This window comes from Bacteroides sp. (assembly GCF_030151085.1).
Lineage (GTDB): Bacteria > Bacteroidota > Bacteroidia > Bacteroidales > Bacteroidaceae > Bacteroides.
In genome coordinates this window covers 26860-48825 of record NZ_JASLER010000006.1, presented here as the reverse complement: position 1 = coordinate 48825, position 21966 = coordinate 26860, and the positions used below count along the sequence as shown (strand labels likewise).

The 21966-nt window shown below is 46.1% G+C and carries 18 protein-coding genes; 3 read left to right on the top strand and 15 right to left on the bottom strand.

Features of this window, described 5'->3' with window-relative positions; genetic code table 11:
- Nucleotides 1-12: 12 nt before the first annotated feature.
- Genes Q1W14_RS01895 through cobJ form a run of 5 tightly spaced genes read right to left on the bottom strand, consistent with a single transcriptional unit; the run spans nucleotide 13 to nucleotide 7163 of the window.
- Nucleotides 13-690: an outer membrane beta-barrel protein gene (locus Q1W14_RS01895; RefSeq protein WP_300698717.1), complete on the bottom strand. Its 678-nt coding sequence runs from the start codon at nucleotides 688-690 to the stop codon at nucleotides 13-15.
- Entirely contained in the window at nucleotides 687-2579 is a 1893-nt protein-coding gene (gene cbiD, locus Q1W14_RS01890; protein ID WP_300698715.1) for a cobalt-precorrin-5B (C(1))-methyltransferase CbiD, read from the bottom strand. Before cbiD ends, Q1W14_RS01895 begins: the two co-directional genes overlap by 4 nt.
- Before the next feature lie 33 nt (nucleotides 2580-2612).
- On the bottom strand, nucleotides 2613-4469 hold the full coding sequence (gene cobM / locus Q1W14_RS01885) for a precorrin-4 C(11)-methyltransferase (RefSeq protein ID WP_300698713.1): 1857 nt from the start codon (nucleotides 4467-4469) through the stop codon (nucleotides 2613-2615).
- Nucleotides 4470-4481: 12 nt separating this feature from the next.
- Entirely contained in the window at nucleotides 4482-5729 is a 1248-nt protein-coding gene (gene cbiE, locus Q1W14_RS01880; protein WP_300698710.1) for a precorrin-6y C5,15-methyltransferase (decarboxylating) subunit CbiE, read from the bottom strand.
- 24 nt (nucleotides 5730-5753) lie between these two features.
- Complete coding sequence (gene cobJ, locus Q1W14_RS01875; RefSeq protein ID WP_300698708.1) at nucleotides 5754-7163, bottom strand: precorrin-3B C(17)-methyltransferase; 1410 nt, start codon at nucleotides 7161-7163, stop codon at nucleotides 5754-5756.
- A 148-nt stretch (nucleotides 7164-7311) separates the two neighbouring features.
- On the opposite strand from cobJ, the gene Q1W14_RS01870 reads away from it, so the two are divergent.
- Together Q1W14_RS01870 and Q1W14_RS01865 are read left to right on the top strand one after the other, a co-directional pair.
- Nucleotides 7312-7563, top strand: a complete 252-nt coding sequence (locus Q1W14_RS01870; protein ID WP_300698706.1) for a DUF4160 domain-containing protein — start codon at nucleotides 7312-7314, stop codon at nucleotides 7561-7563.
- On the top strand, nucleotides 7505-7789 hold the full coding sequence (locus Q1W14_RS01865; protein ID WP_245530871.1) for a DUF2442 domain-containing protein: 285 nt from the start codon (nucleotides 7505-7507) through the stop codon (nucleotides 7787-7789). Before Q1W14_RS01870 ends, Q1W14_RS01865 begins: the two co-directional genes overlap by 59 nt.
- 9 nt (nucleotides 7790-7798) lie before the next feature.
- On the opposite strand, the gene Q1W14_RS01860 is transcribed toward Q1W14_RS01865, so the two are convergent.
- Entirely contained in the window at nucleotides 7799-8110 is a 312-nt protein-coding gene (locus Q1W14_RS01860; RefSeq protein WP_300698700.1) for a hypothetical protein, read from the bottom strand.
- A 202-nt stretch (nucleotides 8111-8312) separates the two neighbouring features.
- On the opposite strand from Q1W14_RS01860, the gene Q1W14_RS01855 reads away from it, so the two are divergent.
- Nucleotides 8313-8813 carry a hypothetical protein gene (locus tag Q1W14_RS01855; protein ID WP_300698698.1) on the top strand — a complete coding sequence of 167 codons (501 nt, stop codon included), beginning with the start codon at nucleotides 8313-8315 and terminating at the stop codon, nucleotides 8811-8813.
- 90 nt (nucleotides 8814-8903) lie between these two features.
- Here Q1W14_RS01855 and Q1W14_RS01850 read toward each other — a convergent pair whose 3' ends face one another.
- From Q1W14_RS01850 to Q1W14_RS01810, 9 genes are all read right to left on the bottom strand, one after another.
- Nucleotides 8904-9728, bottom strand: coding sequence for a sirohydrochlorin cobaltochelatase (locus Q1W14_RS01850; RefSeq protein ID WP_300698696.1), 825 nt, complete (start codon nucleotides 9726-9728; stop codon nucleotides 8904-8906).
- Between the two features lie 24 nt (nucleotides 9729-9752).
- A complete protein-coding gene (locus Q1W14_RS01845) occupies nucleotides 9753-11816 on the bottom strand; it encodes a TonB-dependent receptor (RefSeq protein WP_300698695.1) in 2064 nt (687 codons plus the stop codon).
- A 113-nt stretch (nucleotides 11817-11929) separates the two neighbouring features.
- The gene (locus Q1W14_RS01840; RefSeq protein WP_300698693.1) at nucleotides 11930-12256 is read right to left on the bottom strand and encodes a DUF2149 domain-containing protein; all 327 of its coding nucleotides are present in this window, start codon (nucleotides 12254-12256) and stop codon (nucleotides 11930-11932) included.
- Nucleotides 12253-12864, bottom strand: a complete 612-nt coding sequence (locus Q1W14_RS01835) for a MotA/TolQ/ExbB proton channel family protein (protein ID WP_300698691.1) — start codon at nucleotides 12862-12864, stop codon at nucleotides 12253-12255. Before Q1W14_RS01835 ends, Q1W14_RS01840 begins: the two co-directional genes overlap by 4 nt.
- Before the next feature lie 47 nt (nucleotides 12865-12911).
- On the bottom strand, nucleotides 12912-13469 hold the full coding sequence (locus Q1W14_RS01830; RefSeq protein WP_300698689.1) for a hypothetical protein: 558 nt from the start codon (nucleotides 13467-13469) through the stop codon (nucleotides 12912-12914).
- 1 nt (nucleotide 13470) lies between these two features.
- Nucleotides 13471-17382 carry a cobaltochelatase subunit CobN gene (locus Q1W14_RS01825; RefSeq protein ID WP_300698688.1) on the bottom strand — a complete coding sequence of 1304 codons (3912 nt, stop codon included), beginning with the start codon at nucleotides 17380-17382 and terminating at the stop codon, nucleotides 13471-13473.
- The gene (locus Q1W14_RS01820) at nucleotides 17379-18905 is read right to left on the bottom strand and encodes a PepSY-associated TM helix domain-containing protein (RefSeq protein ID WP_300698686.1); all 1527 of its coding nucleotides are present in this window, start codon (nucleotides 18903-18905) and stop codon (nucleotides 17379-17381) included. The genes Q1W14_RS01825 and Q1W14_RS01820 overlap by 4 nt, the downstream gene beginning before the upstream one ends.
- Nucleotides 18906-18915: 10 nt before the next feature.
- Nucleotides 18916-19860 carry a sirohydrochlorin cobaltochelatase gene (locus Q1W14_RS01815; protein ID WP_300698684.1) on the bottom strand — a complete coding sequence of 315 codons (945 nt, stop codon included), beginning with the start codon at nucleotides 19858-19860 and terminating at the stop codon, nucleotides 18916-18918.
- A gap of 14 nt (nucleotides 19861-19874) precedes the next feature.
- The gene (locus Q1W14_RS01810; RefSeq protein WP_300698682.1) at nucleotides 19875-21944 is read right to left on the bottom strand and encodes a TonB-dependent receptor; all 2070 of its coding nucleotides are present in this window, start codon (nucleotides 21942-21944) and stop codon (nucleotides 19875-19877) included.
- Nucleotides 21945-21966 lie beyond the last annotated feature (22 nt).

Genomic DNA, 21966 nt, shown 5'->3' with positions numbered 1-21966 from the left:
ATCATTGCATTATTACCAAAATCTATAACCGAGTGTAAAGAATGAAGCAAAGTTCTTTGGAAGATATTCTCCATTATATCCATCTGGGTTCACTATCTGATTCAATTGCTTATTGACAGTAATAAATCCTACCTGAGCTTCAGCTCCAATGATAAATCTATGATATTCAATGCTGATACCCATAGCGATACCTGCATCAAAGCGGTCATTACCCATATTATTATCTATAAGGCTGCCGAAGGTATCTAACTTGAAACGGTAATTACCGGAAGATGGGCGGCTGCTGCTGTAGTCGTACATCTCACCGGTTGTTTTACCACCTACACCTACTGCTACGTATGGACCTACACTCAACGAGGCATGGTAATTTTTCCCAAGATTAAGCCTTGCAGCCATCATTATGGGTATTTGTAGATATAGTTCGTTCATTTTGGCATTTCCCACATACTCCATATCACTTTTGCCTCCGATTGAAACAAATTCTAAAGCAGATTGTAGCACCCATGTTCTATTGAGCGCATATTCTGCACCGATTCCTGCTTTGTAGGCTATCTTGGTCTCACTTCCTGAGTGTTTACCGTAGAAATGAGAAGTACCGATTCCTGTTTTTGCATGGAAAGATACAGGGCATTGCGCCCAAGTAGCCAAAGAAGTTATGGCTAAATAAATGATTATGATACTCTTTTTCATATGTATATTTCTCCGTTTTCTGTTATTAATAGTAAGGTAAGTTCGCCATTAGGTAATAATGGAGCGCAATAGTGCCCGCAGTGTTTTATTAATAAATCGCAAAATCCCTTCAGCTCTCTGCTCGGTATGATGTCCCAAAGTTGACGTGCCAAATTCATTTCCCCGATAGCATTGAGCGTTTCATCCGTACATCCGGCTTGGAAAGCTAAATCGCAGATAAGAGCTTTGTTCATTACTCCTTTCTTGCTATGGGTATCCAAATATCCATCCGCCAGTTTCACGGCTTTGCCGATCATTACTGCAAGGGTAACATGGGGCACTTGAAGTTCATCGGCAATTTTCAAAGTCTCCCCAATGAAATTGCCATACTGTACAAAAGCTTGTGCCGGTAATTCAGGATAATATGCCTTGATATGCTTTTCGCTTTTTGCACCGGAACTGATTACAATACGAGGACTATTGGTAGCAAGTGCTACTTCCATTGATTTACGGATGGAACTTATAAAAGCCTCCGAAGAGAATGGTTTCACGATGCCCGAAGTCCCGACGATAGAGATTCCGCCTTCTATGCCTAAACGTGGATTAAAGGTTCGTTTGGCTATTTCTTCTCCACCGGGGATGGAGATAGTCACCACAATAGGGTTGGGTTGAATAGGAACTTTCAGTGACCGAAGGCACATTTTTACATTCTCTTCAATCATCTTGCGAGGTGTGGGATTGATGGCAGAATCGCCAATATCAAGTCCCAAGCCGGGCATGGTGACGATACCGATTCCTTCACCACCACACACAATGATGTTATAATCTTCTTGCTGTGATTCTTCGGGAGATGGATCATCACATCGGAAGGGCACGGCTACATTGGCAATAATCTTCATACCATTGGTAATGTCCGGGTCGTCTCCACTATTTTTGATAACTGTAGCATCGATTTCAAACATGCCATCACCATTTTCAAGTATGTCAGAGTGGGGAAGGCTGGTTTGCGGTTCTACGGGAACCAGAATCGTTTCGTTGTTGGGCAATACGACAGGAAACTCATTGGGACGTTTATGAAGTTTGATATTCAAAATATCCCAGGTGGCTGCTACGGCTGCTGCGGTGGCACAGGTACCTGTAGTCAGTCCGCTATGTAGGGGGAAGAAATCGGGCAGCAGTTTTTCAATCATTCGGCGCAAACCATATTCCCCGTTCACACGAATGAAGCTTTCAGGAGTTGGTGGACAAATGATGGCAATAATGTTTATACCTAATGCTTTTGCGGCTTCCACTTTCTCGCAAAATCCGCCGGATATGCCACTTTCTTTGATAAGTATGGCTTCGGGGCGCAGATCTTTCATCAAGGCACGTTCATCTTCTCCGCTGCGATAGTAGCAAAGACGGTTTTCGGGAAAGCCTTCCTGAGCAGCTAGTTCACGGGAACTATCACGGTCGAGGATTCGGAAATAGCAGAAGGTATCTTGCCAAAGGGCTTTGAGTTTGCCGATGCTTTGTACACCGGTAAGTGCCAGCACACTTTCTATCTCTTTTGTTTTGATACAGCGGATGGCATCCTCATAGTTCCGACACCAGAGGATTTCTTTGTCCCGTTCGGGGAAGATGCGCTCATAGCGTATGACGGGAATACCGGATTCGCGGGCAACCTGGTCTATTGTCTTATGAAGCTGTTCGGCAAAAGGATGCGCGGCATCTATTATCAGCTTGATGCTGTTTTGGACACAGAAGGTTTCAGTCTGCTCTACATCCATCGCACCTTGCAGGCGGATGCCGTTGTGCAGCAATATCTCTTGTTCGTTTCCTTTGGTGGAGTAGTAGTAGGTTTTTCCTGCTTCTTCCAGTGTTTTGACGGCTATACGCCCTTCGGTGGTTCCGCCTAATATAAGTATCATTTTTAGTGATTAGTGTTTAGTGATTCATGATGTTTATTTGCGGAAGAGGTGTTTGAATTCTTGGGCATATAGTCGGGAAAGACCTTCACGGTTGCCGATGGCTTCGCCTACAACAATCATAGTGGTTAAGGTCAGTTTGTTCTCTTTGATGATTTTGGCGAGATCTTTCAATTCGCCACGGAAGATACGTTCATCTTTCCAGGTCAGGTGGTAGCATACGGCAACAGGGGTGTTCTCGGGATATTCCTGTAAAAGCTCCTCTTGCACTTGTTTGGCAATGCCTGCGCTGAGGAAGATGCACATGGTGCTTTGCGAGCGTGCCATAAGGTGCAGTTGCTCACGTTCGGGCATCGGAGTACGTCCTTCACCTCGGGTGAGGATGATGCTTTGTACTTTCTCAGGGATGGTGAATTGCGACTTCAGGGCGGCGGCGGCGGCTTGGAATGAGGAGATGCCGGGGGTGATATGGTAGCTCATATTATATTGGTCGAAGTAGTTCATTTGCTCCTGAATGGCTCCATAGATGCAAGGGTCACCCGTATGGAGGCGTACAACGAACTTACCTCTATCATAGAATTCCTTCATTAAGGCAAACTGTTCTTCCAGGTCCATAGATGCAGAACTGCGTACAGTAGCTCCGGGCTTGGCACAGAGAGTTAATTCTTTAGGAACAAGGCTACCGGCATAAAGTATAAGATCCGCTTTTTCGAGCATTTGGCGTCCACGTACGGAAATCAGATCAGGGTCACCCGGACCGGCACCTACTATTTCGATATGTCCGCGACGTACCGCATTGATGTCGATGGCGACAGCCATTGTATAGTTTGCTCCTTTCTTTTTGGGCAGTAGCAGTTGGGGATTCTCTGAACTGAGTATGGCGGCGGCTTCGCTTACGCTGGGGGTACCCATGTGTTTCATGACCGTCTTGCTGGGATGGGGAACTTCCACTTGTGCCAGCTGGTCGGCGGTATAGAAATGAACGGGAAACTTCCTTTTAAGTGCCTTTACCACCGGTTCATCTTTCTTTGCGTCGATGGTCGAGATAGAGGCGAGGGCAGGATAGATAATTCCATTGTCTCTTAATACATCTATGATTTCATCCTGAACTTTCCGTGTAGGACCAGCCTGGCGGGCAAGACCGATGCCCAGGTGCAGAACTTTGGGGACAAAGCAGATGATAGGCATATAGTTGCCTAAATCAGGGATTTGTGGAGATACGGATATTATCAGTTTGAAGCGGGAAGGCTTGATGTCTTTGGCGCGATAGAATACGGTTACATGGGGGGGCAGATTTGCTTCCAACCAGTCGGTACCTTCGTCACGGACCAATAGTAACAGGGCAGTGGGTTTGCCGGCTACAAAGATGCCGATATGTTCGTTCATACATGCCTTTATTTTCTCTTCTTTGGTCTTGGCAAGTTCGGCCATCAGGAGGGCCGAAGGATCTGCGTTGATGATGGGGAACCAGTCAAACCGTTTCGGGAAAGTATCGAGTGCCCACAAACCGGTGCGATCGCTTTGGGTGGTAACTACAGGTTCGGCACCAAGAATCGTGGATACTTGGTTGGTCAGTTCATTGGCGCCGCCAATGTGTCCGGAAAGTACGGAAATTGCATATTTGCCTGTGCTATCTACACATACGATGGCAGGGTCGGTATATTTGTTTTTTAGACATGGGGCGATGGAACGTACACAAATCCCCATTGCTCCTATGAATATGAAGGCATCGTAGCGGTTGAAATTCTCTGTGGTAAAGCTACTGATGGATTCAATATGTGTACACCCTTCTTCATTGCGGGGGGTGAAAATTTCTGATTCCGGAAGTTCGCCACGTAGTAGTTTCGCGGCGTCCAGTCCGGCTTCGGAAATAAGGATAATAGCTGTTTTCATTTAGATATATATTTAAGAAAGCGTTGCTTTCATAATTTCAATTGGGTTATAATCATTCAGGGCTATGCAGAGAGAAGGATGCAGCATCATTTCAAGGTTTTCGACGCCTTCGCTGAATGCGGCTTTGCTCTCTTCTGAAACGGAGTTGAAAACTATACAGCCACCGGGTTGCAGTACTTCTTTCGCTTTTGCCAATATCTCTTTCAGATGTCCGCCATGTCCGCCAATAAAGATGGCATCGGGGCGGGGATAGGAGCTGATCTCCGTTTGCAGGAAATCGCCTATAACTGCTGTGATGCCCGGAGCTCCGAAACGACGGGTGTTTATATCCATCAGTTCCTTGCCTTCGGGACGTATTTCAAAGGCGACTACAGTAAGATGTGGAAATTGCAGTCGCGCTTCGATGGAGACTGAACCGGTACAGAAACCGATGTCCCAAAATACGCGGCGGCGGTTCAATTCCAAGGTCTGCAAGGTAAGCAGACGGATGGGGGATTTCGTTATCATACGGTCACGTCCGTCCAGATGGGCAAATTGCTCGTCGGGAATGCCGAAGGGGCGAGAGAGGCGGGGGCGCTCGCTTGTTGTATCCGTTTCGGTAAAGTGGCAGAACGATTCTGTATCGAGTATCAGGTTATTGGGGTGCTCGAAGGTACTTTGTGTCGCTTCTTCGGGAGTCATGCGGCGTATGCGTTCTTTTTCGGGATTGCCGAGGTGTTCGCCTATATACATTATATAATAGGTGTAGCCATACGCCAGCATACGTTCGGCAATGGTGGCAGGAGTATGTTCGCGGTCAGTAAGAATGCCGATTTTGGGTACTCGTTCTATGAGGGCACGGTCGAATTCCTGCCACGGGCGACCGGTCAGTGAAACGGTGCGCATGTCGTCGTAGGGCATCACGAGGCGGTGCGCCAAGGTTTGCAAGGAATTGAAAGTGGGATAAAGACGAATTTTCGCATCAGGCAGTTTCCGCTTTACTGTATTGGCAAAGCCGAAAAACAGCGGGTCACCGGAAGCAAAGACAATGATTGTCTCTTCTGTTTCTGTAAAGACCTTCTCATAGCAGGCAAATACGTTATCTAATGGTACGGTAATGGATATCCATTCCGCCTGTTCAGGCAATAAGTCTTTTACTATATTCTTATGCCGTATGCCACCTGAGAATACTTTCCCTTGCCGTATATGTGATAACACTTCCGGCGGGAAGAAAGGTTCCCGGTTATCATTCATTCCTATAATTATAAACTTCCGTTCCATTACAAACAAATCACTAATCACTATTTACACGTCTCTTCCCGGTCTCAGTTGCTCTGCATCATTAAAGCATAATACTGCATTCATCAATGTTGCTGCCAGATTGCTACCGCCTTTGCGTCCTTCTACTATGATCTTCGGGATGCGGGTAAAAGGTTTGGCCATGTGCTTGGACTCTTGCACATGTACAAAGCCTACGGGGGCTGCAATGATGCCTGCGGGTTTGGCTTTATCTTTACGTATCAGGTCGCAAAGTTCCATGAGTGCGGTAGGGGCATTGCCGAATACAAAAAGGGCATCCGGATGTTCTTCTACTGCCAGACGGATACCGGCTTGTGTGCGGGTGATTCCTTTTTCGGTAGCCATTGTTGCGGTGCGGGCATCTCCGAGGTAACATTTCACTTCTATGCCGAGGCGTTGTAGGGCGCCTTTGCGGATGCCGCTGGCTGCCATGGTCACATCGGTAATGATCGTCTTGATCTTTCCATTTTCGATGTTCTGATAGAGTGACGCTACTGCTCCTTCATCGGTAAGCAAGAGGTTTTCCATCTCGAAATCGGCTGTGGTATGTATGGCGTGTAGCAGGGCCCATTTATGGTCGAGGGGAATATCTTTATTCTTCAGTTCCTTCTCGATGGTACGGAAACTACGGATCATGATGTCTTGACCGATGCTTTTCGCTTGAGTATCCGTTTCACGATAATAACCACGGGGTGTTATAAAAGCGCCATTCCATTCGTAAGATTGCGAATTGCCTATCAGGACAACGGTGAACATGTCCACCTCTTCGGGATTAAATTCCTCTAGCGTGGTGATGTGTACTTCTTGTTCCGGTCGCCCTGCCTGGCGTACATAACCTACGGGAGTCTCCGGTGAACGTCCTTCTTGTAGAAAGAGTTCTTTCAGGCGATAGAGTTGCCAGTAACGGCCTTCACTTTTGGGATTATATACAGCGGTCACAAAATCGGCGGAAGCGGCGGCAATGATTCTTTTCTCAATGCGTTCCCAAGGTGTCATCAGGTCTGAAAGGGAAATCACGCAGAAGTCATGTCCTACAGGAGCACCGAGTAGGGAAGCTGCCTTTTGGAAAGCGCTGATACCGGGCAATGAGATGATCTCTACAGAACTGTTCCGTTCGCGCTTCATTTCATAAATAAGCGGTGTCATGCCGTAAATACCGGCATCTCCGGAACTGATGACACAAACAGTTTTTCCTTGTTCGGCCAGTTCGAAAGCTTGTTCGGCACGAGTGCGTTCACGCTTCATGCCGGTGTCTATGCATTCTGTTTCGGGACGAAGATGGGGAGTGACAAACTGGAAGTAATATTTATATCCCACCACTACATCAGATTCTTGTAAAGCGGAGATAACGGCGGGAGTAATGTCTAGTTCGTTGCCCGGTCCGATACCGGCAACAATTATTTTGGGTTGTTTCATATCCGTATTTTCTATTAGAGATGCAAAGATAAGACATAAATTTGATGTAAGCGAAGAAATCTCTTCCGTATGCTGAACAAAATCTCTTGCCGGACATTGTTATTCAGTATAAAATAAATATCTTTGGCTCGATATAAAATAATAAACTATGAGTCCGGTATTTAGACGTGAAGACGGTTATTGCTTCAAAATCTTCTCAAATGAGGAAGAACGGCGGCATATTCATGTGGTGAAAGCGGAGTGTGAAGCGAAGTTCTGGTTGGAACCGTCCGTGGAACTTGCCGAGAATTACGGCTTTACTAATAAGGACTTAAAGAAAATAACTCAAATCTTAGAGCGATATGGAGACGAATTTAAACGCCGGTTTACAGAACACATCGGTAAGCGTATTGATGATTAATGCCCAAGGCATCATGCTTTCGGTGCAGGGAAATGACTTTTTCATTTCGTACAATCGTATGCCTTGGCTCAGAGACGCTCGCATCTCCGACGTGCTGAATGTGCGCATGTCGGGACGTTCGGCTATTGAATGGGAAACTTTGGGCGTTGATTTGGAGATAGAGAGCCTCAAGCACCCCGAACGCTATCCGCTGATTATGAAACGTAATCCTTTGGATTGTATTTGAGTAGAGAACTCAATAACTCATAATCTCCATTTTTTCCTGCAGAAACATCCCTATATCCTTTGTCGGACGGAAATAAAGTATTACATTTGTCCTGCCGTTGCAAAGCCGTCCGCTACCCACACGTAGGACGGGCGAAACCGCAACGAACAGTAGATGAAAGGCTCCGGTACAAGACAGAACCCTCTGTCGGTACCGGAGCCTTTTGCGTGCAAGAACTGCCTGCTGACCTTGCTCAGGAGTATCTGTGGAAGGGGTAGGCGTGGAGGTGATAATGACATACTGTATGTCACCACTCATGACATACCGTATGTCGTCACCCATGAGATACTGTATGTCACCACCTATGACATACCGTATGTCATTACCAGTGACACACCAGTGTCATTACCCCTCACTTGCCGCCGACAATATCCACCTAGTGCGGACTCTCACGAATGCCTCCTGCCTATCGCCGAAAGACGCCGACACCTGAATAATTATAAAGTAATATCATTGAACAAATCGGCTAAAACTTAAAAACACTATGTACAAGTATAAGTTAGTTCAGAAAATTAATCCCAAGGACAAGGTTGCTAAGAAGAAATGGTACGCCATCCCTATTGGCAACGATGCGCAAGACGTCAAGACCATGACCCGTGCCGCCACCGAGAATACCACCACGGCCCCCATCGAAATGGAAGCATCACTGGATCTCCTGGGAAAATACGCCATGCAGCAGCTCCTGCAAGGACATATCGTAAAAGTGGGCGACCTGGGTACTCTGCGCATCACCTTCAAAAGCGAAGGCGTAGAGGATATAACCACCTTCAATGCGGGGCAGATGATTAAAGAGCCACGCATCCTCTTCACTCCCTCGAAGACGCTTCGCGAGGGTGTTATCAAGAATCTCCAGTTTCAGAATGGCGGCGTACTCGAAGCAGGCGTCAGCTACTCTTCGCTCGCTGCCTACAAGGTAGCCAAGGGGATCTCCGGCGGAGGCTCCACCGGTGGTTCCGGCGACGAGAATGACAATCCCTTGGGATAAACACTACCCACGAAAAAGTCCACCGCAAACTCCGCAGGTGGGGCGGAGCGAGCGGTGGACCTTCTCGTTTTTTTCGTATCTCAATGCTGATTATTTCTCGTTTATTATGCTTTTGATATGGTCGAAATATAATTGCCGGATCGCTTGGTTTTCACCCAAACCTTGCATACGCACCTTTACTTGATAACCTTCCTTCTCTAGTTTTTCTTTCCATACACCGGCAATATCTTCTTTGGTATGGTTTCCACATACCAGCAATAATGGAACTAAAGTAATCGTTTTGGGGCTTGTTTCCTTCAACTGCATCAAAGTAGCCTCTACAGTCGGATAACCTTCGATGGTACTGACATGGAAGTTCTTCCAACCATGCGCCTTCATCATAAAGTCCAGCATGGCGTATGTGGCTGTACTGGGCAGTTGGTTGCCATGCCCCACATACACAACATCTTCTTTCTTCCCGGTTTGTTCCTTCGTCAACAGACTGATAACCTTTTCGCAATCTTCCACCGAATAGAGCAGCGGATTACCTACTTTTATCTCTTTGAAGAAAGGACGTACTTTATCTGCATCCCTGCGTACAGAAGTCATCTCACTACCTTCAATCAGCGTAGTGCTCTGAATATAGATTTTCTGAAAACCGTCAGCACGAAGTTTCAGCAGAGCGTCAATGGGACTATCTTTCACGATACCCTCTTTCGCCAGTCTTTTGCGTACAATAGGAGAGATATAGGCTTCACGCACTTCAAATTGTGGAAATGCCTCTTTGGCTTCACGGGTAATGACATCGAGCGTCAGTGCACGTGTTTCAGAGTCCGAACTTCCATAATGAGTGATAAGCAGTGCCGCTTTCTCTTCTTGCGCCAAGGAGAAGAGACTGATGCCCAACAAACAGAGAGTTATAATAAAATGTTTCATATTCTATTGGTTATGAATGATTGATTATTTAAGTTTCAACGCCAAGCTAACCACCACCATTCGTCCCGGCGAATACAGCGTAAAGTTCTTATTCAGAGGACGCATATCCTTTTTATTAAAGATATTGTCGATGCCGATGCCCGGTTCCAGGGAAAGATTCCTGAAACAATCGAACGAATGGCGCGTGTTAAGATTCCAGATGCCGTATCCTGGAGCATCGCCGTCAACATCCCCCGGATAGTAACACTTGCTCTGCAAACGACCGTTCAGATTGATATTTAATGTATAATCGCTCCAACTATGAACATAGTTTCCGCTGAGAGTTGCCGTATGGCGGATACTACGCTGAATGTTTTGCCATCCCTCTTCCCCTTTGCCACGAGCATAAGCGTATGTATAATTACCCGTCAGTGTGAAACCTGCAAACGGATTGCCTGACAGATTGACTTCAAAACCACGTACAGCCGCTTTCTCGAAGTTGATGTATTCTTTCAGGTTGACTTTGGCAGTAGAAGATAAATCGTTCAGTTCCTTAAACTCATCCTTTAATTGCGCTTGCTGTTCTGCCGGCAGATCATTGAAAGGAGTCGTTTTTGAAGTAACCATATCGGTCAGGAAGTTCAAGTAACCGGTAACGGATGCACTGAAACGATTGGTGCGGTACTCCATGTTTACCGAGTAGTAATTGCTGTGTTCCGGCTTTAAGTCTTTGTCTCCTATCGAAATGGTATATTTACTGCCCATCTTCTTGAACATGCTGTAATACAGCTCGTCTATTCCGGGAGCCCGGAAACCTGCTGCGTATGTGGCACGAAGATTGAAATTGCCAATATTATACATCGCTGCTACCTTAGGCGTGAAACGTCCGCCGGCCTGTTCGTGATGATCGTAACGCAAACCTACGATACCCGTGAGATGATCCCAAAGTTTCACCTCATGCTGGCCGTAGCCGGACAACGTATACAACCCCTTGTCTACTTCTGCATCCGGACGGACCAGTATATCCTGACGGTAATCTATTCCAAACACAGTAGTACTATTGGTCGTAAAGCCGAATATACCTTTCAATTCGGCATCATGGAACTTCTGCCTTTTGGTAAACGAATAATCTCCCGGCAAGTAATCACCGGATGCCAACATATAGTTATAACGTGAAGTGTAATTGTTGCCTACATAATCCAGTTGGATGGAGTTACGGTTGCTTAATTTGTATTTCGCCCCCGTTCCCCAGTTATATCCTTCGTAATGGGTATTGTATTTGTTTCCACCGTCTATACCTTCACGTTCAATGGGACGGTCGGTCATGTGCCAGTAATACCCTCCGTTGGCGTAGAAAGAGAGCTTATCCGTAGCATCGTAGGTGAATTGTTGCGAGAAATTATTAGTGTTGTACCCCACAGATAGCTGATCTAATGTTTCAATCAGCTCGTCACCGCTTTCGGTCAGTCCACTGTTTTGCCAACCGTCGGAATGGTCGTACTTGAAAGCTGTGTATGATCCTAGCTTCCCTTTGGCAATGTCCAGATTGAGTCCTTGTGTAAATTGATTCTTTCCTGTATAACGGCTGTTCGAAGAAAAAGATATTTCCTCTTTGGGCTGGTTGGTAATGATATTGATAACACCGGCTATGGCATCGGAACCATAAAGCGAGGAAGCGGCTCCGTTCAATACTTCGATACGTTTTACGCGGCTCATATCTATCTGGCTGATGTCGATATTGCCACTGATGTCACCGGTCATTTTCCGGCCGTTCAGCAGTATCAATACATATTTATTAGAGAGTCCGTTCATCATCAAGTATGAACCCATAGCGTTGGGCGAGAAAGATAATGAAGGTACCATCATGGTCATAGCCTGCTGGAAGTCGGTGATTCCGGCACGTTTTATCTCGTTGGCGGTGATGACCGATACCGGTGCGGGTGTGTTTTTCAGCCGCTGGTGTGTTCCTGTTCCTGTGACGACCACAGGGTTTAACTCAAATACCTTTTGAGTGATGTCTTCACTATCGCCTTTATCGGCTTGTGCATATACACTGGTTGTAATAACTCCCCCTATCAGTAGGGCGGTCCAAAGTCTTTGCTTTATCATTTATTGTTTTATTTTAAATAACAGCGCAAAGGTACGTACCACTTCAATAGGTTGAAATACTTAAAAGTTGTTATACTGAGGGGTAAAATAGCTATATCTAGGTAATGCTTATTTCATTCGGGCACATAAATGATCTCTCCATTCTCAAGCTCATAGGCGATACCTACTTTTTTCCCTCTCTTGCCGGATGTTTTTTGCTCTTCGCTGGGCGTGTATTTCTTGATTTCTTTGCCTTCTTTGGTGATAATCTCCATGTTTTCCTTTCCGGGGTTTTTCACCATGGTGAAATCTTCTTTCGAGAACATCTCCGTCATGCTGAAACGAGAAACAAGGGCTACCATCAACGCTACAGCAAATACCATAGCTACATCGAAAAGATTGGCTACCGTACCCATAGGGTCGGAATCAGTATCATTGTGCAGAAGTTTGTTCCGTTTCATCCTTTCACAGTATTAGAGGTTTCGTTTCGGAGTGTCTTGTCGAGGTAGTCCAGATCGTTCATCTCGCGGGCATACCAACGTTGCTTTACTTGTAGCGTTACGACGCCAACAGCGGCAATAACCAGTCCCACAACCGTAGTGGCAAAAGCAACCTGCATATTATATGCCATTGAGGAGATATCTCCGTTGGCCAATCCTACCAATGCGGGGCCCATCGGAATGAGAGTACCCATCAACCCCAACATCGGGCCTAATTTGATAAAGGTGCGCGAACGTCCTAACTCTTTCTCCGCATCCACCTCATAGTTTGCCAACATGCGCTCGCAATAGGCTGCATTGTCCCTATGCTCCGACAGCTTCTTCAAACAACGAAGCAACGGAGAATTGCCGGCAGGCGGAAGTAGCTGCAACTGCTCGTCTATGGTTTCGGTGGTTACGGTTTCCAGCATTTCTGCCAATTGCTTTTGTAGTTTCATGCGTTGGTAGAACTCCCCGAAGAAGCCTCCGGCAAGAATGATGGCGCGAAAGAAGAAAAGTAACAGCAGTACAACGACAGGAACCAGCAGTCCGTTGGATATCCAGAAGAGGGTGTTTGAAATTGTTTCCATGATAGATATTGAATGATTATTTGATTTACTAATGATGAATGTGCTTGTTAATATCCGGTAGTGATAATACTCAGAATGACAATGAAGATGTTTACGATAAATAAGACCTCCAGTCGCACGGGTTCGTCACCTATTATCGTATGTAATAGCCGACAACCTCCATAAACAAGCAGAAATGTAGCGATAGCCGCTATCCAGGAAAGACTACCGAAATCTATGCCGGGAAACGAGAAAAGCAGCAATGCCAACGCATAGCATATCACTCCGCCTATCAACACCCCCGGATATAGCTTTAACAGAAAGGTGACCGCTTGTTTAAAGACAGTATTGCGAACCCTTGCTGCTGCAAAGCAGTCAAAGCAGAAAGCAATCATCACGGCTGCTTCCAACGTAACACATACTGAGAGATTCAGCATTTTGGAACGTGAAGCAAAGAATAGCGCCATCTCTGTTTTCGATTGTTCAGTCATCCACGGAGTGATTAACCCTGTGAACAACGCACAGCATATAGCCACAGCCAATATCCCCCAACGGGGATAAAAGCCTGTTTTAAGCAGAAAGCTGATGGCAATGAAAATAGCTAAGAGATGTATAACGTATTCCATACTATTGCTTCTTTCTCTTCTTGAGTAGTACAACTAATCCGATAAAAGCCACCATAACTACCATGCCTATCACAAGTCCGTTCATTGTGTTTTTATGAGTTTCCTGTTCGGGAGTGAGCTTTTGTTCTTTCAGTACCACATCTTTCCCGTTATCGGCAGACGTTTCGTGTATAGCTTTCATGTCCTGGCTGTAAGTTTGCCGGGTGTTGTTGTCCAGCTGTTCGGCAACAAAGTTTTGTAGTTTGGCATTACCACATACAAACTCGGTGCAGGCGGCGCCTTTCTCACGAGTGATTTGCGCGTGCAGGGCGGCTGTTGTTTTCAGTTGTTCTTCCGATGCTTTCCAATAACCTTTGCGTGCACTTTCCAGCATCACGGCAGTCATGGCCTGGAAGGAAGCCGGATTAACTTCACGGAAATAGTCATGTATGCCCAGTTGGTTTTCATCCAGGATATACATTTTATATAAGTCATTGAAAAGTTCTTTATCCATAGCCGAGGGGCGCATGACATGCCATCCAAAGATGTTACGGAAGATTTCGCCGAACATCTGTGCCGTGCCTGCACCCCCTTTCATGCGTTCTTGTATGAAGGTAGGGTTCAGAATGGTGGCTCGTGTTTCTACGGCAATGGCTTCTTTGGCATCTTGCATGCGGCGGTTGGTACGGTTGCGATAGTCTGCCATATAAGCATCCGGCTCTTTGCCCGTCAGGGTCTTGACGGTGAGAGACATGCCGCCGGTAAACTCGTAGACATGGTCCAATGAGATGGGGCCCCATGTGTTGCTTTGCCGGGGCTGAATCACAACATCCGTTTCTGAGAGGGCGGAGGCGAACAAATCTTTCTGGTAACTTCCCCAATTCTCTTCGTCTCCGTATGCAGCACCCATATTATTGAGATAACCTTGGGCTATTTCCTTCTCATCATCCCATGAACCGCTACTTTCGGTATAGCCCATGATACCTGTACTGTAACCGCTGTTTACCGGACCGAATATGCGCATGACGGACATTTCGCGGGCACGTTTGGGCGAAGTACCTTTTTCCACCAATAGCTTTTCCTGCAACAGCGTGCCCGAGGAAACATAGTTAGGATAGGCATCGTCTTTGGCTTCCGATGCCAGACGTACGGCATCGGTCAGTAGTTTGAGCCGGGAACCTGCAATATCACGGAGTTGCCCGGAGACTTGCACCACCACGTTGATGCGGGGACGACCCAGTTCTTTGCCGGAGACTAACTTCAAATCGACTACACGGTCTTGCCCATCGCGTACAGGTTCTACACCGAGCATCCAGAACACTTGTGCCAGAGTAGCGCCTTCGGTAGTGATAAACTCACCCGCCCAGAAAGTGTAACTTACTTTGCGGGGGTACTCTCCGTGTTTGGAGAGATATTGTTTCAAGGTGGTTTCGGCAAGGCGCTTTCCATCTTCCCAAGCGCGGGAGTTTGGGGTGGTTTCGGCATTGACGCTGTACATATTCCGCCCGGTGGGAAGGACATTCGGGTTCAGTACAGGGTCGCCGCCGGGGGCAGGATATACGGTTCCACCGTTCAGGGCACGTACCATAGCATTGAACTCATTGGCGGTAGAAGCTGCCAGTTGCCGGCGGTAAAGCAGTGCGGGACGAAGCTCGGCGGCAATGCCGGCTGTATCTTTCGGAGGATTCTGCAACAAGGCAGTCAGCCGCTTCTTGGCCGACGGAAGATAATGATGGGTTATATAGGTGAAGTCCTGTAACTGCTCCGTGGTTATTTTTCCTTTGTCACGATCACGCTTGGCGGTCTCGTAGGCCAAGGGGTCGGCGGCAACGGCGAGTGTGGTGGTCAGGAGGTCACGGTTGGAATAGGGTTCACCCATAGTATAGTAGGCTCCGATCATTTTTTCGTTGGCTATTTCTTCTGTGAAGGCATCCAGTTGTTCCAACTCTTCCGCAGTATAAGGATTGTCGGGAATGGAATCCAGACCGAGGTCACGGTGCAGTCCCAGGCGTACGGCTTCTTTCTTGATGCGCATACCCAGCATGCGGTGGCCTTCTGTTCCTTCATCCAGTATTTTATGAATGTCTTCAAGCAGGGAAGTATATCTTTGGCGCATACCGCTTTCTACGTATGGCGGTGTAAGGTGGGTGACAAGCACGGCATGGGTACGGCGCTTGGCGATGATGCCTTCACCCACATTTCCGGTAGTGTAGTAATAGAAATGCGGAAGATTGCCTACCAGTGCGTCCGACCAGTCAGCCCGTGACTGACCCACATTCTTACCGGGAGTATATTCCAGGTTTCCGTGGGTACCGAAATGGATAAGTGCATCAGCCTTAAATCCTTTCTGCATATATAGATAGGGGGCGAGGTAACTGTGCGGTGGTGCTACGGGCATGCCATGTACCAGCTTGAAATCATCGTCTCCCAATGCGGGGCGAGGTTGGGGGAATAACAGTATGTTGCCGAATTGCAGGCAGGCTATGGCTATGCTATCTTTGGTTGCCAACAGATTGCCGGGAGCATCTCCGTAGCGGTCTGTCACCTCCTTGTGTTTTTCGGGAAGAATAATCTCGTGCGCCCATTGTTCGTATTGCCGGGTGGTCAGCCATACGGGATGTGCAGTCTTTAGGAATTGCTCCTGTGCACCTTTGGCATATGAGCCCATCACTGCACCATCGCGGTGTATCTGTTTTCCAAATTCTTCTACGGTGGCAGGAAGTCCGCTCACGTTATAGCCTTCGTTGCGCAGGCGCTTCAAAAAGTTGTAGAGAGAGGGGATGACTTCCATACCGCTTGCCAATAAAGCATCTTTACCGGGAGTCTTAAAGTAGCAGATTGCGATATGCTTGTCTTTGTTGGCCTGGTTGCGGAGTGCCATGTAGCGGGTGATATGGTCGATAAAGGCATCTATCCGTTCAGGTTCGGGAGTATGCAGGAAGTAACCTTCCTTGTTTTCATTCTGGGTGGCAATGCAGAGTGGGGCCATGCCGCCATCTATCTCGGGTACGACGACACGTGCCGTAAGTGTTCCTCCGCTAACGGGCTTGGTAACGTCCAGCCACTCTTCACGAGGCTGCACCAATGGGAAGGGCATGAAGAGGGGAATGTTTTCATCATGCAGCCATTGAATCAGGGAATCATTGCCCAGACGTCCCATAGGGAGATAAACCATGGCATCGGGATGCAACGAATGTATCATGTCTTCCCGTCCTTTACCGCTTCCTGTGATGGGATAGACATTGAATCCGGCCTGTGTCAGTCGTGAAATAAGCGTGTCCACATGTGCACGGTTTCCTTCCATCGGAAAACTGATACCGGAGATAAAGGCGAGAGTGCGGGCATTCTCGTGGTAAAGGTGTTTCTGTTTGAGATAGGCGGTCAGTTCTTCATGGGTGTTGAAGTATTGGCCGTATTCCTGATGGTAGTACAGATTGTTGGGTAACTCTACAGGGACTTCAAATTCTTGGTCACCCCGGCGTAGTGGGGTAGACAAATGACGCAGATAGCGCAAAGCATTCCGGTAGTTTTTCTTGCAGGCATTCTGGAAGTATGTCTGCAAAGTAGCCTGCTGTTCGGGCGTGATGTTATAGTTGGCGATGAAGTTAAAGTTTCGTAAGGCATTCGTGAAGATAGGTACACCTTGGGCAGCTACCCGTTCCATCTCGGCAATCTGTGTCTCGTCGAGAAACAATCCTCTGCCGTACATCATAATGGCATCGTAGCCGGACAAGTCTTTCACTTCTTCCATCTTGATGCACGTCACTTCGATATGTTTGCTATCATTGTTTAAGGCAATGTCTGCCGCTTGTGCCGGCAACGGATTGACAATGAGGATACGGGTGGGCGCCAACCAATACCGATAGGTGGCAAAATAGGCGGCAATCACTAAGACTGCACTACCCAGGAGTAGTCCTAATCTTCTTTTGTTCATCTTCTTATATATCTTTCTGATTTTCGTATCCTGCGGCATATTCTCCGCAGATAATTGATGCTTAACGCAAGGCCGGTAACAGAAACAACGGTTCCGCCGAGCAGCAATGCCCAAAGGATGGTTTTGCGCAGGGTGGCGTTGGAGTTCAGTCCGGGCAGACGCATACGGTGCAAGGCCGTGTATGACCAGTACTTCCATCGGGAGGAAATATCGACATGGCGGATAATACCCGTTTCCGGATGGATATAATAGACGCTCCGGTCAGCATCTTCTACAGTTACTTTCCAGACGGGGAGTTGGGGACGTCCGCGGTACATGCTGCTCATGTCACGATAGTATGTTTCAAAGTGGTTGAGCTGTGACATCCGAATCGTCATGGAGTGATGAGCAGATACACTATCAGAGGCGTATATACTTTCGATGCCTCTACGGATTTCGTCTTCGGAGAGTTGTAAAGGGTGGGACAGGCTATCGGCTGCATCTATGTAAAATTCTGTTTTTCCGTCTTTAACGGTATAGTAGGGATGTTCACGGAAATTGCTCCATTCTATCTGTAAGGCTTGGGGATAGGCTGCTATGATACTGCGATAATCCAATGTATATTGGTCCGGTTGGGGAGCATGGGCGTGTAGTGTACGTGCAGGGTTGTTCTTCAAGGCTGGTTTATGAATCCATTCGGGAATATCCGCTAAGGACATCATGCCGCTGAAGGTAAAGGTCAGTACAAATATCCCGAAGAATATTCCGGTCATGTAGTGCCAGTGATACCATTTTTTGCGATAGGGTGAAAAACGGTGGTGACGGTTGCGGCGTGTCTTGCACCATATATCTATAGTTACCCAGATACCTGCAATGACCATAATACAACTTAGGCCGGATAACCAGATGACTGTTTTATTCCATAGTGCAGTGTCTTGTCGCAACCAAGTGAAATAGACCCAGTGGGGAATGGCGCCCATCCATGCCCAAAAACGTTCGTTCCGGTTGGAGAATTGTAAGGCTTCGCCGTTTCGTGAGCTTAGGTAAAGTTGGGTTTGGGCATCATCGGCGAAATGTATCTTGTAGATGGGCATTTCTTTTTTTAATTCGCCGAATGGAATCCATTGGTCTAAGGAATGTATCGTATCCATGCGGGCTATGGGAGCAGAACACCACAAGGCAGCTATCTGCCGGATATGTTCATTATCCATCTGTGGCATTGAGTCGGCTGGACTCAGAGGAAGATTATATTCCCCTTTGTTTGTACGGATATGGAAAACCGTTTGTCCTAAATTGCGGTCGAGGGTCAGATTTCTGACTTTTTCTTTGTGGGGAAGGCGGGCTATGACGGAAGCAATGTCCGGCAGTGAATCACCCGATGTGGAGAGTATTTCTTGCTTTTGTAGTTTTTCTTTCGCGTTGACACGGGGAAAACGGTGGTACATCATCACGAAAGCGGAGAGGAACCACATGAGAAATAGGATACAGAGCAGAGTGCCCAGTATCCTATGAATAGAGTATATTAATTGGGTAATAACATTCATCGTTTCCCTTTTATTCTACATCTTTGCCGGCAGCGTAGGCTGCTTTTTTCGTCATGATGTCCAGCATGCGGTGTTTCAGTCCGAAACGAATGTGGTTGATGAATATTTCCTGTATTTCAGGAACTTGTCCCAATCCTTCGAGATGTGCATTGACGGTATATCCTTCTTTCTCAAGTGCTTCTTTCCATTCTCCGGCAATGTCGTTTTTAGCGTGGTCTCCGGCAACGAACATGAAGGGAACAAGGGTTACCTGTTTAGCTTTGGCGGCTTTTAACTGTGCAAGCATGGTTTCGAAAGTAGGATAACCTTCGATGGTACCTACATGGAAATTGGTCAGTCCGTTTGCTTTCAGCATATAATCCATTTGGCTGTAGATGGCGGTACTGGGCGTGTAAGTTCCGTGACCTACGAGGACAATATTTTCTTTGGCAGCTTTCTTTCCCTGTGTGGATGTGTTGAGACGTTTCCCCAATATGTCAACAACCTTCTCGGCATCTTCTATGGAATAGAGCAGGGGAGTGCCTACACGAATTTCTTTGAAGAAAGGCAATACACTCTCTACATCCTTACGCAGTGATTCCATTTCTACACCGTCAATGATATTGGTACTTTGTACGATAACGTGTGTATAGCCTTCTCCACGAAGTTTCAGGAGTGCATCCAGTGGAGTTATTTTCTCGATGCCACGTTCTTTGAGGCGACGGATAATGATACGGGATGTGTAGGCTTCCTGGAATTTTAATTCAGGAAAAGCAGCCTGCGCCTTTGCATTGATTGCATCAATGGTAAGGGCACGGGTGTCATCGTGCGTAGTACCGAAGTGTACCATGAGAAGGGCGGCTTTGTCGCCGGGTTTCATACTTGCGAGCATATCGCTGTGTTCGTAGTTACCTCCCCCATGCGCGCGGCAGAGGAGGGAGATGGTTAACAGGATAAAAAGTGATATAATTCTCATATATATATAATTGATTATTGTTTGAATCGAAGTAAAAGGCTTACAAAAACAGTACGGCCGGGCGTGAGAGAAGTCAGATGATCTGCATCAGGACGACGATCGCTATAATTAAAGATGTTATTAATACCTACTCCTGGTTCAATGCTAAAGTTTTTGAAACTATCAAAAGCATGTCGGGTGCTGATATTCCATAATGCAAATCCGGGAGCGGAAGTGTCATTCCATTCTCCTTTACTTAATGCCAGATGAGTCCGTTTACTTTGGATACGACTATTCAAATTCACATTTAAGCGGTAATTTTTCCATGAATGTGCGTAATTAGCATTTACGTTACCAGAATGGCGTACACTACGCTCAATACGACGCCAACCTTGTTCTATATCTTTAGTTCTAGCATCTGCAAAAGTGTAATTGCCTCCTAAAGAAAAACCATAACCGATGTTAGCATTCAAATTTACTTCAAAGCCTTTAATCAAAGCCTTATCATTATTGACAAAATGTCCAACTTTGGCAAGGTTTACTTTATTACCAAACAAAAAAGTTGCATCTTCTATGTAAATTTCTTGTTCTGCTTCCGAGTAATCAGTAATGGCAACTGTACGATTAACAATCATATCACGTACTTCATTAATATATCCAGTAACTCCAAGAGTCAACCAGCTCTTGTTGAATTCTACATTGATAGATCCATAATTACTTTTTTCTGCTTTCAGATATTTATTACCATAGCTTAAAGTACCACCGCTTTTAGCCATTCTCTGTGAATAAGAATGTTTGTATAATTCATCCAATCCCGGTGCACGGAATCCTGCTGAATATTGTCCGCGGAAAGTGAAATCACCCAGACGGTACATTAAGGAAACTTTGGGAGTAATATTGTTTTTGGCTGTTTCATGATATACATAGCGCAGACCAGCAAGTATTTGTAAGTTTTTCCATAAGGTAATTTCTTCTTGTGCATAAGCAGCCCATGTATAAGCACGTTCATCAACATTAAACGAAGGGCGATCTAATGTTTCCTGAATGTATTCTACACCAAAAATGGTACGAGTGTTTTCAGTGAAGCGAAATAAGGATTTCAGATTTCCGCTGTAATAGTGCTGACGTTTCTGGCGTATTTCTTCTCCATCATAATTGACGATATTTTCTCCTTTCTTATCCATTACATCTTGATTATACAACCAATTGGTATCATAATTATCATTACGTAAATCAAATTGAAGATAGGATTTTTTATTAAAATTATATTTAAACCCTGTACCTAAACTGTAAGCATCATACGTGAGGTTATAGGTTGAATATTCAGGTTGACGTTTTACTTTACGATCATAAAGATTACCTTCTACATATGCAGAGAATTTCTCATTCGGAGTAAATCTGAACATCTGGCTATAGTTGTCTGTATAGAAGGCGTTAGCATCATTTTGATAACGAGGTTCTCCGCCTTCTTCACGGGTCAGACACCACCCCTCTGCTTGGCGGCGTTGATAAGAAGTATAGGAACCGAATTTCTTTGTTGTGATATCCAGATTTACTGTTTGACTAAATTGCCCTCGTTCTTCTACTTTTGTGTTTGAAGTTACAGTTATCAGATTATAAGGTTGATTCGTAATAATATTGATAACACCTCCAATAGCATCTGAACCGTACAAAGCGGAGCCTGCACCTTTCAGAATTTCGATACGTTTCACATTACTCATGTCGATGCGGTTCAAGTCGATATTGTTATCACTATCACCTGTCAGTTTCTTGCCGTTAATAAGGATAAGCACATACTTATTGGAGAGTCCGTTCATCATCAGGTAGTCACCCATGGCATTGGTTTGAAAGGAGAGCGACGGTTCCAACATGGCCATAGCTTCACGAAAATCTGTAATACCCGCTTTTTTGATTTCATTAGCAGTAATTACGCTTACAGGTGTCGGTGTGTCTTTCAGTCTGTGATGTGTACCTGTACCTGTTACCACTACCGGATTAAGTTCAAAACTTAAATCCTCATTCTTTTTAGTCTTCGTCTCCTGAGCGGATGCACTCATTGCCATACATCCTCCCACGAGGATGAACAGCCAGTTTTGTCTTTTCATTGATGGATAAATATGAATTAAT

Excerpts from the sequence above, each read along its gene's own strand:
- Q1W14_RS01820 (WP_300698686.1), bottom strand. The coding sequence starts at position 18,905 with ATGAATGTTATTACCCAATTAATATACTCTATTCATAGGATACTGGGC.
- cobM (WP_300698713.1), bottom strand. The coding sequence starts at position 4,469 with ATGAAAACAGCTATTATCCTTATTTCCGAAGCCGGACTGGACGCCGCG.
- cbiD (WP_300698715.1), bottom strand. The coding sequence starts at position 2,579 with ATGATACTTATATTAGGCGGAACCACCGAAGGGCGTATAGCCGTCAAA.
- Q1W14_RS01860 (WP_300698700.1), bottom strand. The coding sequence starts at position 8,110 with ATGGGTGACGACATACGGTATGTCATGAGTGGTGACATACAGTATGTC.
- Q1W14_RS01825 (WP_300698688.1), bottom strand. The coding sequence starts at position 17,382 with ATGAACAAAAGAAGATTAGGACTACTCCTGGGTAGTGCAGTCTTAGTG.
- Q1W14_RS01830 (WP_300698689.1), bottom strand. The coding sequence starts at position 13,469 with ATGGAATACGTTATACATCTCTTAGCTATTTTCATTGCCATCAGCTTT.
- Q1W14_RS01810 (WP_300698682.1), bottom strand. The coding sequence starts at position 21,944 with ATGAAAAGACAAAACTGGCTGTTCATCCTCGTGGGAGGATGTATGGCA.
- Q1W14_RS01840 (WP_300698693.1), bottom strand. The coding sequence starts at position 12,256 with ATGAAACGGAACAAACTTCTGCACAATGATACTGATTCCGACCCTATG.
- Q1W14_RS01895 (WP_300698717.1), bottom strand. The coding sequence starts at position 690 with ATGAAAAAGAGTATCATAATCATTTATTTAGCCATAACTTCTTTGGCT.
- cbiE (WP_300698710.1), bottom strand. The coding sequence starts at position 5,729 with ATGGAACGGAAGTTTATAATTATAGGAATGAATGATAACCGGGAACCT.
- Q1W14_RS01850 (WP_300698696.1), bottom strand. The coding sequence starts at position 9,728 with ATGAAACATTTTATTATAACTCTCTGTTTGTTGGGCATCAGTCTCTTC.
- Q1W14_RS01855 (WP_300698698.1), top strand. The coding sequence starts at position 8,313 with ATGTACAAGTATAAGTTAGTTCAGAAAATTAATCCCAAGGACAAGGTT.
- Q1W14_RS01815 (WP_300698684.1), bottom strand. The coding sequence starts at position 19,860 with ATGAGAATTATATCACTTTTTATCCTGTTAACCATCTCCCTCCTCTGC.
- cobJ (WP_300698708.1), bottom strand. The coding sequence starts at position 7,163 with ATGAAACAACCCAAAATAATTGTTGCCGGTATCGGACCGGGCAACGAA.
- Q1W14_RS01870 (WP_300698706.1), top strand. The coding sequence starts at position 7,312 with ATGAGTCCGGTATTTAGACGTGAAGACGGTTATTGCTTCAAAATCTTC.
- Q1W14_RS01845 (WP_300698695.1), bottom strand. The coding sequence starts at position 11,816 with ATGATAAAGCAAAGACTTTGGACCGCCCTACTGATAGGGGGAGTTATT.
- Q1W14_RS01835 (WP_300698691.1), bottom strand. The coding sequence starts at position 12,864 with ATGGAAACAATTTCAAACACCCTCTTCTGGATATCCAACGGACTGCTG.
- Q1W14_RS01865 (WP_245530871.1), top strand. The coding sequence starts at position 7,505 with ATGGAGACGAATTTAAACGCCGGTTTACAGAACACATCGGTAAGCGTA.